We start from the raw sequence: 15,826 nt of genomic DNA, 5'->3' as shown, positions 1-15,826 counted from the left end.
CACATTTTTAAGTAAGTAAAACCTCTATCGCGCAATTTAGCAAAATTCAAACGCTGTACACTTTGATCTTTAATCGCAAATAAATTTATGGTATACTTATACTATTACCCTTTAAGGAGGGCCTTATGGCAGAATACATTTTACGATTTTTAAAACTGAATTTTGGTCTTTTTCTTTATGGATTGGGAATTATTGTTACCATGCGGGCAAATATCGGTTATGCGCCCTGGGAAGTTCTTCATAGCGGTATCAGTCAAACTCTAGGCGTCAGCATTGGTTTAATAAACACAGCAGTGGGTGCGCTTATTGTCGCCCTTGTTTTTCTGCTTGGTGAAAAAATAGGACTGGGTACTATTTTTAACATGTTTATGATCGGTTTATTTATGGATCTCATCCTTTTTTTAGACTTTATCCCACTTTTTAATCATTTTTGGATTGGAACCCTAGTGCATATTTTGGGTCTCTTTATTATTTCCCTGGGGACCTATTTTTATATTTCTTCGGCCTTTGGCGCCGGTCCTCGGGACAGCCTGATGGTGGCGATAACCCGAAAAACCGGATTACCAGTCGGTCTGTGTCGCGGTATTGTGGAAATCAGTGTTGTCCTGATTGGCTGGCTACTCGGCGGGATGGTTGGTTTAGGAACGGTTATTTCAGCTTTTTCAATTGGTTTTTGTGTACAGATTACGTTTAGACTTCTGAGATTTGACCCTACTCAGGTAAAACACGAAACCTTTGGTGTGATGTTTCAGAACCTCCGCAAGCTAAAAAAAAATAATTAACCTGGTCTTAATGGATCGACCGGGTTAATTATCGGGCTGGATTATGTTATTTTTCATTTTCAATCATCTCAATAAAGACTCTGGCAATTTCCGGATCAAATTGGGTGCCGGAACAACGACTGATTTCTTCAATGGCTTCTTCAGCTGTTAAATCATTCCGATGCAAGCGCATCCTGGTCATGGCATCATAGGCGTCAGCGATAGCGATAATTCGGGCTTCCAGGGAGATCTCTTCGCCTTTTAGTCCTTTAGGATAGCCACCGCCATCCCAATGCTCATGATGCTCCAAAATATGTTCCGCAATTTCGGCAAATTCATTAGCTGAACTCAAAATCCGGTAACCGATTTCAGGATGTCGCCGAATCTCATCCCAATCTGTTTCATTTAGTTTTTCTATCTTATCAAGAATGCCCTCCGCAATTCCGATTTTGCCGATGTCGTTCATCAGCCCGGCGGTTTGAAGATCATGGGAATCTTTAGAATTAAAACCGATTTTATTTCCTATCTCTGCTGACAATTTGCCAACCCGCTCTGAATGAAACATTTCTTTCTGATATTTGTCGAATAGGGTTTCAATCATCATGCCCACCGTTTTGTTCCGCATTCCCAGGCTTTCGGTCAGTTTACGGCGATACATATAGTCTTCAGCTCGTTTAAAAATCCGCTGAATATCTTCTTCCTCGTTAAACTTTGTTTCAAAACCAAATGAAATTGAAAGTTCAACGGTACCGACTTTTTCAGCTTTAGCCAGTTCTTCAATCCGATTGATAATTTCTTCCGCTTCTAATTGATCTGTTTTTGGCAACAGTACCACAAATTCGTCGCCGCCTAATCTTGCCACCACATCATCTGCTCGACAGGCTTTGACAATTGTCTTAGCCGCTTTTTTTAATAACTCATCCCCCATTACATGTCCAAAACTGTCGTTTACCAATTTCAGGCCATTAACATCACCCATAATTAGCGAAAACGGTAAGTTTCTTGGCGTATCCATACGACTAAGCTCTTCTTCGTAAAAGCGCCGATTGTAAAGCCCAGTAAGCTGATCATGATAGCTTAAATACTCGATCTGATCCAGTTTCTGCTTTTTTTCGGTGTAATCTCTAAATACCAGAACAACCCCCAGAACATCGCCGTTTGCGTCAATAATGGGAGCGGCACTGTCTTCAATGGTTCGTTCTATACCATCCTTAGCAATCAGCAGGGTATGATTATCCAGCTCCCTGATTTCTTTTGTCTTAATCACTTCTGCGACAATATTTCCAGCTTTTTCCCGATTACTATCGTTTATAATACTAAAAACGGTTTCGATCGGCTTACCCAGGGCTTCCTTCTTTTGCCAGCCTGTCAATTCTTCTGCCACCCGATTAATAAACAAAACATGACCATTTTTATCGCATGAGATGACCCCATCCCCAACGGAAACCAAGGTTGTTTCGAGTAGTTTGCTTTCTTTTTTTAATTCACTTTCCAGACGTTTACTCTCAGTAATATCAATCCCCACGCCGGTGAAATATTTTTTTCCATCCAGGGTCATTACCACACCATTCGAACGAATAAGTAATTTTTTTCCGCTTTTGGTAATCAGATTGGCATCTACCTCTCCATACCCCTTACTAAACACCTCCTCTACTGCCGCCATCACTTTGACCAAATCATCGCCCTCAAACCACTGATCAAGCGTCATATGAGCCAATTCATCGGCCGAATAGCCTGTCATTTCTTCATGTTTTTTATTCCACTTTATCAGTTTTCCTGCTTCGTCATAAACATAAAGATAACCTGGAATGCTTTCAAACAAGGCTTCGATAAAAAGCATCTCGCGCTTTAATTCTGCCTGCGCGGCGATTAGCTGTTCATTAAGTTCCTTCAGCGCATAGGTGCGTTCAGCGACCACTTTCTCCAACATCATGTTTTCTTTTCGTAGTGCATCGCTATCGAGCTGCAAACCACTGATGTCTGTCACAATCGAGAGTAAATAATCTGTTCCATCCAAAGAAACGGGACTTGAACGCACCTCGACGTCTCTGATTTCGCCCTTACGACAACGATGCTTAAAATAAAACTGATTACGCTCTCTATTTTTTGCCAGTTCCGCTTCTTTTTTAATTTGATCTTTACTAAGGCAATTAAAATGGGTAATCTTAAACGTTATCATCTCACTATGGGTTTTCCCGTAGAACAAACAGGCAGAATGATTGCAGTCTTTAATTTCAAGCGTGTCAATATCGATCAGAAGCATAATTTCCTGATTATTTCGAAAAAGGTCTTCGAAAAATGATTCTTTGCCTTTTACCTGTCCTATTTTTTGATCGTTCATATCTCCACCCACTCACCTTCACTTAGATAAACGATAAATTAAAGCACTACACGTCACGACAAACTGCTAATCTATGATTGACTGATATTATCTATCTACCCCAAACGCAATCCGCCAATCAAGGCTGCTACTTTTTGGAGAACAAATTTTTCCAAACAAAAATCGCGAGATATCCTTACCAGGAGATTTCTCACGATCGGTTGACGATAGTTTAATCAGTGCCAAGCGGAAAATAATCGCCATCTTCAGACATCCCAACTGGATAATAGCATCGCTTAAGCCAACTCTGAGTAGAAAGCTCAGGAATGGGTGGAAGTTTTAGACAATGCTCAAATCCTTCTCTGACAATATCGACAAGCTTCTGATCCATGTCGGTGGCCACAGAGTCAAAGACCTCCCAACCTTTTGGGGGCAGATGGAGCAGGATAATCTGGGTTTTGTCTCCCCTTGTCCAGACATCTAGTACCTTGAAATGAGAACCCGCTTCCAAAACACATAAGCCCCAATGGGTATCGTGCTCATAGACCCGCATATTATCATAGTGGTTTGACAGGATCGCCAGACGATGGGTCGTAACCATACCACCGCGACGCAAACTGGCGTCGGTAAACCCCAGCTCTTTTAATACCATTCCCACCTGATATTTTGACCCCAGATCACCCAGATTGCAATCCCGAATCAATAGCGCAATACCCGGATAGGTAAACTCAATGACTTTTTCTAATTCTTCTCGTTTCTTATATTTTTCTGTTAACATTACACCATCCATTGTAGTTTTCTAATTATTTATTTCGGCCGGGAATGCCGCTTTCACAAGGCACATTAACCTGACATTTACCACAACCATATCGGGGTTTAAACTTTTGGGCAGTTTTATCAAGAAAAATGCCGCATAATCGATGATCCTTACCTTTTTCAATGGAGATGGCTTTGACCGGACACTGTTTAATGCAGGCACCACACTGGGTGCAATAGGCATTATAAATTTCATAAGGCCGCTGACTGGGCTCTAACTTAAGTTCAGTTACCAGACTACCAAATCTTCCCGCAATTCCTTTTTCAGTGATCAATCCCTTTGATAAACCAAAGGTTCCCAAACCGCAAAGATAGGCAATGTGCCGCTCTGACCAGTTGCTAGTAAACGCCAGGGGCTCACCGCAAAGTTCTTCAATCGGTTCGGTAATGCTAAAAAACTTATTATCCATGGTTGGCACCATTGTGGCGTAACCAGCACGATTGATACTATTTTGCAGATGCAATAGCAAAGAACGCAATAATTTGTGCCCTTCAACTCGGCCAACTAACCAACCCCAGGAGGGCCAAATTTTTTGTTCCCGATTACTCCCCTTTACGGCCTCACTAAAGGGCAGAAAAAACGAGATCACCGTTTGAGCTGTCGGCATCCACTCCTGCGGGTTTCTAAAGTGACAGCCAATCACCTCCGGTTCCTTAAGCACCTTAAAGACATCGTCACTCGCTTCACAAAATCCAAAAATAGGTGGATCATATATTTTTTCCCCAACTAACTCATGAGGTGCATTACTTTCTAACTTTATCTGATTATCCAAAGAATTCGCAATAAATTCTTTGGCAGTTTGGATTACATCTTTTTTGTCCATTTATAGCCTCTCGATCCGATTCATCTTATCACCTTAATTATAAACCAAGCTTCTGGCTTTGTAAATTTTTTAGTTGCTCAACGCAAGCATAATTGTTAAATATTCTACAAACAAACCTCATTCGGGCATTCAAATCTTTAATTACTCTCTAACTTACCGCATATTTTAAGTAAAGCTGATCCAACGGTTACCCCTGCCGTCTTAGAATTTCTTCAATCTCTAGCGCATCAAGTGGTTTATAATAGTAGTAGCCCTGAATCAGGTCACATTGGGACGTTCTTAAAAAGGCTACCTGTTTTTCCTTTTCCACACCTTCTGCTACCACCGCCAAACCTAAACTTTTCCCAAGTTGGATAATCGCATTGGCAATGGATTGATCCTTATGGTTATAGCCGATACCATCGACAAACTGCTTGTCCATTTTCAGTCGGTCTAAAGGCAGCATTTTTAAACGACTCAATGAAGAATACTCCGTTCCAAAGTCATCAATAGCTATCGAAACGCCAAGTTCTTTCAGGCTGTTAAGCTTACCGATAATTTCACCGAATTCTAAAATGGCGGTACTTTCAGTAATTTCCACTTCCAGATATGCTGGACTTAGGCCAGTCCGCTTTAGAATTCCTTCGATCTGACTGATCAGATTTGGGTTTTTTAACTGACTGGCCGAAATATTAACAGCCATTAATATCGGTTCCATTCCCATAACCTGCCAAGCCTTGTTTTGTCGACAAGCAGTTTCAAGAACCCATTCACCGATCGGATTAATCAAACTTGTCTTTTCAGCCAATGGGATGATGACAGCCGGAGAGATGAGCCCTAATTCTGGATGCTGCCAACGCAAGAGTGATTCGACCCCAGTCACTCGCCCCGTACTCAGACACACTTGCGGTTGGTAATTGACAATTAACTCACCTTTTTCCAGGGCCCGGTAGAGATGATTCGTAAGCTGATTCTGGCGATTTACTTCTTCTTTCATTTCGGAAGAACAGAGCAGATATTGATTTCGGCCTTTCTCTTTGGCCTTTATTTTGGCAATATCGGCATTCATGATCAATTCTTCAGGATCTTTCCCATCAATTGGATAGAGTGCAATCCCCGCACTGGCCGTCATGAAAAATTCCTGTCCTTTGAGAATAAAGGGTTCATAAAAAAGATTCATCAATTTTTCGGCAATCAAAGCCATTTCACCTTTGTTTTCAATATGACTGATCATAATCAAAAACTCGTCACCACTGAAGCGGGAAACTAAATCCGTCTTTTTCATTAAATGTTTGATCTTTTCACCAACCAGATAGAGCAGCTCATCTCCCATTCCGTGGCCGACTGTATTATTAACAACTTTAAATGAGTCGAGATCTAAAAAAACAACGCCCAGATGGGTCTGGGTAAACTCCTGTTTAACAATACTAAAATAGAGAAAATTTGTAAAAAGATTGCGGTTTGGCAGCTTCGTGATTTCATCATAATGCGCCATAAAATTCAGTTCTTTTTCAGCATCAATCCGGGTAAGCGTATCACCTAATATATTTGCGATAATTTTCATAAAATTCAAGTGATCTTCCTGCCACTCTAAACTTTTTGTTTCCTGATCAAGTCCCCAAAACCCAATAATTTTTTCTTTACTGGTAATCGGTGCAATGATCTGAGCTTTAATCGAACTAATACCCATATTAAAAATTTCTGCATTAACAAATTGAGGGAGTTTACTGATATCCGATGCGACAAACAGTTCATTCTCAAGAATTTTTTCCATCCGCCAGTGATTGCGATTAATCGGCAAGTTTTGAATGAACTCCTGACCAGATTTTATGCCTTGACGACAATAATCCTGGATGCATGAAAATGTTTCACGCTCCTGATCAAAAAGGCAGATATAGGCACGATCAATCAAAAAAAATTCACTACTGATTTTTAATAAATTGTTGATACTCGCTTCAAAATTATGCTGATTAATGCCGACACAATCGGATGAAATCTGGGTGATCAATTCTTGAAGTCTCATCTTTTCTGCCGTTTCATTGAGTCTTAGTAAAAATAACTGATTAATATAATAGCACAGCCATATCCCAATACAAAACAAGCCAATTCTGAGCAAGTAATCAACACCACTTAACTTCACATAAACGAGCGGCATCATTACCCAGACAATAATTTGAGTTAAAATAATAGAGACGGCCATCATTCCCAAATAAACGATTTCTCTAAAGACCAGAAAAGGAATAATTAAAATAAAAGGAAATGCCCAAATCGTAATTGCCCCAAATTCCAGAAATTGCATCGTAACGATGGGTACCAATATCGCAAGCAGTGAAACATTGACAAAATCTTTCCACCGATCCGGTAACGCTAGCCGCTGCACAACCTGAATGATTAATCCAAAACCAATCAAAACGGAACTTAAAACCAATACGTCGGTAAGATTGGATTCCTTGCTCATAAGATACCGGGTAACAAAATTCAGTATCCCACCAAAAACCATTGCAATCGTAAGATAAAAATAGACCTTCTTCGTTGAAATAACATGGGGTAATTTAAAAAAGACATAGAATCCTGATAATATATAAAAGATAAAAAAGACAAAAAAGACAATTGATAATAAGAATACCAAGTTTTCCATGGAGCACCTCTATGTATTCATTCGAATTAACTTTCTGAATTATATCATTTTTATGGCAATTATAACAGTCATTTTAAAAACCGGGACATCAACGACGTAAAATAGTGATTTTATTGAATAAAAAAAGCACTCCTCTAAATGGACGATCTCTTTTCCATCATTAGAGGTGTGCTTTTATAAATATTAAGACAACGTTTTTTTATAGTTGATGAATTCATCATAGGTCGATAATCGATCGATAATGCCTTCTTCTCTGATTTCAATAATTCGATTGGCCACAGTTTGCATAAACTGGTGATCATGACTGGCAAATAGCAAGATGCCCTTAAAATCAATCAGACCATTGTTGACGGCAGTGATCGACTCCAGATCAAGGTGATTGGTTGGCTGATCCAAAACCAGCACGTTTGAGCCAAACATCATGATTTTTGAAAGCATACAGCGAACTTTTTCTCCTCCGGAAAGAACCTGAACCTCTTTATAAATATCATCTCCGGAAAATAGCATTCGACCGAGGAACCCGCGGATATAGGTTTCCGTGATTTCTTCGGTGTATTGCTGAAGCCATTGGCAGATATTCAGGGTACAGCCATTAAAATAGTCACTATTATCTTTGGGGAAATAAGACTGGGTGGTACTGACGCCCCATTTGAAACTGCCTTCGTCCGGTTCAATTTCTTCCATAAGTATTCTAAATAAGGTCGTCATGGCAATCTCATTCTCCGCCACAAAAGCAATCTTATCATCCTTATTGACCCGAAAACTGACGTTGTTGAGAACTTTAACCCCATCGACAGTTTTTGATAAATGCTCAACCGTTAGAATTTCCTTGCCCGGCTCCCGATCAATCTGGAAACCGACCCATGGATATTTTCGGGATGATGAGGGCATGTCTTCGATGTCTAACTTATCCAACATTTTTTTACGGGAAGTGGCCTGTTTGGACTTGGATTTATTAGCCGAGAATCGGGCAATAAAGTTCTGCAGTTCTTTGGCCTTGTCCTCATTTTTCTTGTTTTGATCTTTTAATAAGCGCTGTATCAATTGACTAGACTCATACCAGAAATCATAGTTACCAACATAAACCTTAATCTTAGCAAAGTCAATATCGACAATATGGGTACAGACATTATTGAGGAAATAGCGGTCATGGGATACCACAATAACCGTTCCTTCATAATCCATTAAAAATTCTTCCAGCCATTCCACCGCTTGAATGTCAAGGTGATTAGTGGGCTCATCCAGTAAGATAATCTCGGGCTTGCCAAATAAAGCCTGGGCCAATAAGACCTTAACCTTTTCGTTACCACCAAGGCTATCCATACTGGCGTCGAGAATATCAACCCCCAGACCAAGGCCCTGAATAATTCGGGAAGCATCGGATTCGGCTTCCCAGCCGCCCATTTCAGCGAATTCACCTTCCAGTTCGCCCGCCCGGATGCCATCTGCATCGGAAAAATCTTCCTTCATATACAGCGCGTCTTTTTCTTTCATTACAGCGTAAAGATGCTGATTCCCCATCATTATGGTATCCAGAACCGAAAACGCATCAAAGGCGTAATGATCCTGCTTAAGCACTGACATCCGCATGTGTTCAGGAATAAAAACGTTACCGGTTGATGGCTCAATCTCACCAGATAGTATTTTTAAAAAGGTGGTCTTACCAGCGCCATTCGCCCCAATAACCCCATAACAATTCCCCGGGGTAAATTTTATATTTACATTGGAAAAAAGATTCGTTCCGCTAAAATTTAAACTTAGTTCTGATACTGTTATCATTAATCGTTAATCCTCCACTGATTTATTTAGTCGGCAATCCAAGTTAAGTAAGCTCTGCACAGTTTTTTTAACTATTTATTAGTCATTCCGATGCACATCGCCTAATTTACGGATGTGATCTCGTCTACTTACATTTCAACTGGTTTTCTATAATTTGGTCACCTTTCCGTAAAGAAGAGGCCTTCATCAGAACACTGACAAATAGCCTCTATCATAAGCTGTTTTATTATATCCTTTTTAACGTTTATTTTCCACTCTTTTTGCTAAATATTATCAGATTATTCTCGAATTTTCCAGAATACTTGAACTAATACCCGGTATCGCATTTTGTTTCATGCGTGGTTACTTTGCTTTGACAGAATTATATCTGTAGTAGTTCGCATTTTTCTTAAACTTCACTTTTGTCAGGATCGCACCGATGACGGTTGCGCCCACCTTATCCAGATTTTTTTTTGCTTCAATAATCGTTGATTTTTTTGTTTGATTGGCAGCGATAACCAATAAAACACCATCAACCACTTTTGAAATGATGCTAGCATCAGCAAAACTTAGTACTGGCGGTGTGTCAATGAGAATTACATCGTATTCTTCTCGACATTGTTTGATAAAGGTTTCAAATACTTCTGAATTCAGCAGCTCCGTTGGTGAAGCATGTTTATTGCCCGAGGTCAGAATTTCTAATTTATCAAGATTTTCCATTTTGTTAACAAGTGACTCTAATGCCAAGTCATCCATAAGCAGATTGGACAAACCGTTTTTTCTTTTATTAATATTAAAAATTGCACTTATATTGGGTAACCTTAAATCGGCATCAATTAACAATACCCGCTTGTCAGCCTGAGCAAATGTTACTGCCAGGTTTGCAATTGTCGTACTTTTCCCTTCTTCTTTCCCGGCACTGGTTATAAGCATCACCTGATATCGGTTATTTGAATTTTTAAAATTTATATTTGTCCGTAACAACTTATAACTCTCAGTTATAAGTGATGTGGGGTCGCTTAGTGTGATTAAATTTAATGTATCCATGTTATCGAACCTCCCCTTTAAATTCCGGAATGTCACCCAAAACTGATATGTTAATCAAATTTTCGATATCTTCGTCATTTCTGACCGTATCATTAATCAGGAACATCAAAATTATTACAAACAATGCTATAAAAAAACCTAACAAACCGCCAATAACAGCATTTAGAAGCGTATTAGGTGAAACAGGCGCTTGTGGTACCAAGGCCTGATCCAGGATTCGAATATTCTCTACTCCAACAATTTGTAAGACGGCAACTGTTAATTGTTTAGCCAGTTCATCGGCAATCTGTTTCGCGACTTGTGGATCAGAGTGTCTAAATCCAACTGTAAAAAGCCGCGAATCCGAAACACTTTCGATAATAACATTTTCTTTAAATTCATCATAGGAAATTGTCAACCCCAGGTTTTTTATTACTTCATTGACTACCAATCGGGTTGCTGCAATTTGCTTGTAATCGACGAGGAGTTGACTATTCGCATTTAATTGACCCAAAGAAACATCAATTGACCCCAAACTCCCCCCTTCCTGACCAATGTACAAAACCGTATTCGCCTCATAGACGGGAGTCACATATTTTATCGTATAAACATAAGCCGCCCCGAAACCAATAATTGTCAGCAACAGGATCAGCCACCATTTCTTAATGATGATTTCGAAAAGTTCTTTGAAATTTACTTCTTTTGTCGTTTCCATTTCGTTTTCCTTTCTTTTAAAGCCAACTAAGTACTTCAGTTCCAGTTTTCCTGATTGATGTCTTCATTAACATTAAACAAATTAATAATCACATCCAAATCTTCCTGATTGTATAACTCATACCATAACCCATCGATAATTTCCGAATAAGTTTTTAAGCGGTAATTTTCAAAAGTAAGATTTTCATCGCCGCCACTCATATTGAGATACTCTTTGAGTTTAGCTATATTAGCATCCGTCTCAATCCCATTGTTATAATAGGTTTCAACCAATTGTAATTTCTTTTTGAGACTCATCGTTGATAAATTCCTCATTAACGCCTTAACCACTTCTTGCTGTCTTGCAATCCGACCATAGTCGCCATCACCATCGCTGCGGAATCTCACATAAAAGAGTGCATCTTTTCCATTTAATAGCTGTTCTCCTTGACCAATAACTAACTGATTCTCATTTTTATAAAAGTCCTTTTGTGCTATTATATTCACACCGCCGGTCGCTTCAATGATACTGGCAAATGTATCAAAATCCAGTTTTACTGAAAAGTCCAGCTTAATACCCAACAATTCCTCAATCGTCTGATCAATTAATTCTCTTCCCCCATAAGCATAGGCATGATTGATTTTATCAAGTCCATACCCGGGGACATTAACCCTTAAATCTCTGGGCAGTGAAGCCATTACCATTTTTTCCTGAATCGGATCATACATTAACACCATGATAATATCACTTCTACCCGTTTCATCGGAGCGTTCATCTGTTCCATAAATTGCAAAAATAACGGTTTTTCTCGTATCAACCAATTCCAATAAATCTTCATTATTTTGATTTAAAACATCCTCGATCGAACCTAAATCTGTTTCATTTTCTGAGTTAGAGTTCTGGTTATTACCGATCGACGATCTGTCATTCATATTTAAAAAGATGAACAAACTGACAACCATTACCAGGATTAAAACACTCCATAGAAATATAATTGATTTTCGTTTTTTCATGGCGTTTGATTCCTTTCTCAGTTTAACTTGCATGAATTGAAGAACTAAAACAGTTAACCAGACAATTCGATGTCTATTTTAGGTAATCCCCATTGTTATGATTAACTTCAGAATTGTCTTTATAGGTAGGGACAATCGTTTTAACCCTATTGATCAGCGCTTTTTTGTTAGATAAGTTAAGCAAGGGTCTCAGTTCTTCAAGTGAATTTTTAAGCTTGGTATAGTCAATATCACCCGGTTTACCTACTCTGATTTTTTCAAATCGGGTTTCTGTTAAGCCTTCTTCATCCATCAGCAGCTCTTCGTATAGCTTTTCTCCTGGTCTTAGCCCGATGATCTCAATCTCTATATCTTCATTAAGCTTTAATCCTGAAAGCTTAATGAGGTCAACCGCCAGGTCAAATATTTTCACTGGTTGGCCCATATCCAACACAAAGATCTCTCCACCTTTTGCGATAGCACCGGATTGTATTACCAATTGCGCCGCTTCTGGTATGGTCATAAAAAAGCGGATGATCTCTTTATGTGTTACGGTGACAGGACCGCCTTCCTTAATTTGTTTTTTAAACAAGGGAACAACCGAGCCGTTACTACCAAGAACATTTCCAAAACGAACAGCGGTAAACTTTGTTTTACTTTGTCGGGCCAGTCCTTGAATGATCATTTCACAAATCCGCTTGCTAGCACCCATAATGTTAGTAGGATTGACCGCCTTATCTGTCGAAACCATCACCAGGCGATCGACACCAAACTCATGGGCAGCTTCGGCAATGTTTTTTGTCCCAAAAACGTTGTTTTTGATCGCTTCCCAGGGTGAACGTTCCATCAATGGTACATGTTTGTGGGCAGCGGCATGGAAAATAACATCCGGATGGTAGGTTTCAATAATTGAAAAAACATCATCACGATCGCGTACCGAGGCAATGATTACGTCCAAATTAATCTTATCTTCATAATCATTAATCAGTTCATTTTGTATTTCATAAGCACTATTCTCATAATTATCCAGAATAATTAATTTCCCCGGGTTGAATCTGGCAATTTGTCTACACAATTCAGACCCAATTGAACCGCCTCCGCCAGTCACCATGATAATCTTCCCTTCTAGATAACTGACAACTTCTCGTATATTAAGATTAACCGTTTCTCTACCCAGTAAATCTTCAATCTCAACATCTCGAATTTTACTAAGTGAAACCTGACCATCAATCATTTCACGAATCCCCGGTACAATTCGAACCTTGGCAGCCGTACGCTTACACTCACTGATTATCATGCGAAGTGTTGTTGGGTCTGCTGTTGGGGTGGCAATAATAATCTCATTAACATTATACTTGTGTGCAACGCTGCCGATATCATAGTTATTTCCCAGAACTTTCACCCCGGCAATTGTTTTATTGAGCTTTGTCGCATCATCATCAATAAATCCGATTACCTGACCATAGTTTGACGCATGATTTTTTATCTCTGTTGCGATCAGTGTTGCGGTAGCACCACTACCAATAATTAAAATTTTCTTTTCAAGATCCTGTTTCATAAAGATTTTTCTGTTTTTAAGACTTCGCATCAATCGATAACTAAAACGCCCACTGCTGACAAATGCAATCTCAAAAAGCATACTTGTTATATAGATTCCAAAATATAGTCTTTCTCCCATATAGATGAGATAAATAATGCCAAATACGTTCGCTACTACTACTGCCAGGAGAATTTTTAATAACTCTTCTACCGAAGCATAGGACCACAAACTGTTGTATAAATCAAAATACCTGTAAATCAACAGCTTTCCAACCGTAAAAACAAAAACACTATTTATATAAATGCTAATGATTTCAGACGGTATATTTCCCTCATAATGTAAAAATAAAGTCAATAAAAACGCCGCATTTACTGCCACTATATCAGCTACAATAAGAAATAATTGTCGGCTTAATTTTGTTTCCATGGGTTACCTCACTTTTGGCAGATTAATTATGACCTTTACTCCGATCATTTGAAAATTTCATTGATTTAAGTATTTTTTATCAATGAAACCAGAATCTTTTCCTTTTATTTAGAGCCGGCACCATCAATTCGCAATCTTGGATTATCATTCCCGGATTCTCCGTAAAGAGCATTTGTCCACATTCTTCACCAAAAGCTTTTATCACCGTTTCATAAGCCATTTTCATAAAAGGTGGGCGTTTGATCATATCATGTGCATCCGAAGCAACAATATGAATTAATCCGGTTTCGATCCACTTAAGTGCCTTTTTTCTGGTTTTGCTTTCCATAATATAACGCGATGTAAGTTGTCCATAAATACCGTTCTTACTCAAATACGCAAATTTTTCCGGTTTTTTTGAAAATATTTCATACCGTTCGACATGAGCTAGAACTATTTTATAACCTTTTTCCTGGAGCTCGAAAAGCATTGATTCGTGAAATGGATAATAATGATAATAGGGGAGTTCAATCAGTAAGTATCGACTGTCACCCATGGTATGGGCTTTTCCTTGATCGATCCCAGCCATGCTTTCTTCACTAAGATAAATCTCGTTACCTAAATGTAGCTTAAAATCAATCTTTTCTCTGACAATATATTCTTTTAGCAATTGATACTGCTTGTCCACCTTTTGATTATGATAGGCCGGCATATTAAAATGGGGTGTCAGGATCATCTCATTCACCCCTTCATTCATTGCCATATGCATCATCTGAACTGAAGTTTCTAAATCTTTCGCACCATCGTCTACTCCTGGTATCATATGTATGTGTGTATCAATCATTATCTCACGCTTTGAGCATTCCTTTCAATGGGATCTAGTACATTTCAAGCCCTTTTTAATCGCGACTAAACAAGTCCCGTGTATATACCTTATCGACAACATCTATTATCTCGTCCGAAAGGCGATTAGCAACAATGACATCAGCAATTTTTTTGAATTCATCCAAATCTCTTATCACTCTGGAATTAAAGAAATCACTTTCCTCAAGAGTTGGTTCAAACACAACCACTTCAATTCCCTTCGCTTTAATTCGTTTCATGACACCTTGAATAGCCGACTCACGAAAATTATCAGAATTCATCTTCATTGTTAACCGAAAAATGCCGACAATTTTAGGTTTTCTTTTTATGATCATATCTGCAACATGATCTTTTCTGGTACGATTTGCATCCACAATTGCCGACATAATGTTTTGAGGAATGTCGGCGTAATTTGCCAGCAATTGTTTGGTATCTTTCGGCAAACAATAGCCGCCATAACCAAAAGACGGGTTGTTATAATAATTGCCAATTCGAGGATCCAAACTTACACCCTGAATAATATCGTGAGTATTGAGACCTCTTACCTCTGCATATGAATCGAGCTCATTAAAATAAGCGACTCTTAAAGCCAGGTATGTATTGGCAAAAAGTTTGATTGCTTCTGCCTCCGTAGAATTCGTGTAAAGAATTTGAATATCTTTTTTTAACGCACCCTGAGCCAGTAATTCCGCAAAGACTTGTGCACGTTCTGAGCGCTCTCCAACCACAATTCTTGACGGATAAAGATTGTCATACAAAGCATGCCCTTCTCTTAAAAATTCTGGTGAAAAGATAATATTCTCTGCTTCAAATTTTTCTTTTATGGCCTCTGTATAACCAACTGGGATGGTAGATTTTATAATCATCACCGCATCTGGATTGATGGCCAAAACGTTTGCAATAACCGCTTCAACGGTTCTGGTATTAAAATGGTTTTTTTCCGGATCATAATTTGTTGGTGTTGAAATAATCACATACTCGGCATCTTTGTAAGCTTCATAGTTATCAGTTGTTGCACGTAAATTAAGTTGTCTGGTATTTAGATATTCTTCAATTTCACTGTCAATAATCGGAGATTTTTTATTGTTGATCATCGCAACTTTTTCTTTTATAATATCAAGTGCAATAACCTCGTTGTTCTGAGCCAATAAAATGGCATTTGACAACCCCACATAGCCGGTTCCGGCGATTGTTATCTTCATTTTAATA

Annotated in this window: 12 protein-coding genes; 1 reads left to right on the top strand and 11 read right to left on the bottom strand. The window is 38.9% G+C overall.

Features of this window, described 5'->3' with window-relative positions:
• Positions 1–125 precede the first annotated feature (125 nt).
• Positions 126–782 (top strand): YczE/YyaS/YitT family protein, encoded by a 657-nt coding sequence (locus U2P91_RS02895; RefSeq protein WP_111886705.1) that lies wholly within the window; start codon positions 126–128, stop codon positions 780–782.
• A gap of 46 nt (positions 783–828) precedes the next feature.
• Here U2P91_RS02895 and U2P91_RS02890 read toward each other — a convergent pair whose 3' ends face one another.
• The 11 genes from U2P91_RS02890 to U2P91_RS02840 form a co-directional block, all read right to left on the bottom strand.
• Positions 829–3,102 carry a PAS domain S-box protein gene (locus U2P91_RS02890; protein WP_111886704.1) on the bottom strand — a complete coding sequence of 758 codons (2,274 nt, stop codon included), beginning with the start codon at positions 3,100–3,102 and terminating at the stop codon, positions 829–831.
• Positions 3,103–3,313: 211 nt separating this feature from the next.
• On the bottom strand, positions 3,314–3,859 hold the full coding sequence (locus tag U2P91_RS02885; protein WP_111886703.1) for a hypothetical protein: 546 nt from the start codon (positions 3,857–3,859) through the stop codon (positions 3,314–3,316).
• Between the two features lie 25 nt (positions 3,860–3,884).
• Positions 3,885–4,721, bottom strand: coding sequence for a 4Fe-4S binding protein (locus tag U2P91_RS02880; RefSeq protein ID WP_111886702.1), 837 nt, complete (start codon positions 4,719–4,721; stop codon positions 3,885–3,887).
• Positions 4,722–4,908: 187 nt separating this feature from the next.
• Positions 4,909–7,338, bottom strand: a complete 2,430-nt coding sequence (locus tag U2P91_RS02875; RefSeq protein WP_322518993.1) for an EAL domain-containing protein — start codon at positions 7,336–7,338, stop codon at positions 4,909–4,911.
• Positions 7,339–7,521: 183 nt separating this feature from the next.
• Positions 7,522–9,117, bottom strand: a complete 1,596-nt coding sequence (locus U2P91_RS02870; protein ID WP_111886700.1) for an ABC-F family ATP-binding cassette domain-containing protein — start codon at positions 9,115–9,117, stop codon at positions 7,522–7,524.
• A gap of 342 nt (positions 9,118–9,459) precedes the next feature.
• A complete protein-coding gene (locus U2P91_RS02865) occupies positions 9,460–10,143 on the bottom strand; it encodes a CpsD/CapB family tyrosine-protein kinase (RefSeq protein WP_111886699.1) in 684 nt (227 codons plus the stop codon).
• A 1-nt stretch (position 10,144) separates the two neighbouring features.
• Positions 10,145–10,837 (bottom strand): YveK family protein, encoded by a 693-nt coding sequence (locus U2P91_RS02860; RefSeq protein WP_111886698.1) that lies wholly within the window; start codon positions 10,835–10,837, stop codon positions 10,145–10,147.
• A gap of 35 nt (positions 10,838–10,872) precedes the next feature.
• On the bottom strand, positions 10,873–11,829 hold the full coding sequence (locus tag U2P91_RS02855) for an LCP family protein (protein ID WP_162624377.1): 957 nt from the start codon (positions 11,827–11,829) through the stop codon (positions 10,873–10,875).
• Positions 11,830–11,902: 73 nt separating this feature from the next.
• A complete protein-coding gene (locus tag U2P91_RS02850) occupies positions 11,903–13,774 on the bottom strand; it encodes a polysaccharide biosynthesis protein (RefSeq protein ID WP_111886696.1) in 1,872 nt (623 codons plus the stop codon).
• A 79-nt stretch (positions 13,775–13,853) separates the two neighbouring features.
• Positions 13,854–14,597 (bottom strand): tyrosine-protein phosphatase, encoded by a 744-nt coding sequence (locus tag U2P91_RS02845; protein WP_111886695.1) that lies wholly within the window; start codon positions 14,595–14,597, stop codon positions 13,854–13,856.
• 55 nt (positions 14,598–14,652) lie between these two features.
• Positions 14,653–15,819, bottom strand: a complete 1,167-nt coding sequence (locus tag U2P91_RS02840) for a nucleotide sugar dehydrogenase (protein ID WP_111886694.1) — start codon at positions 15,817–15,819, stop codon at positions 14,653–14,655.
• Between the last annotated feature and the right edge of the window lie 7 nt (positions 15,820–15,826).

Source organism: Acetobacterium sp. K1/6 (assembly GCF_034438075.1).
Lineage (GTDB): Bacteria > Bacillota > Clostridia > Eubacteriales > Eubacteriaceae > Acetobacterium > Acetobacterium carbinolicum.
This window is presented reverse-complemented; position numbering and strand designations above follow the sequence as displayed.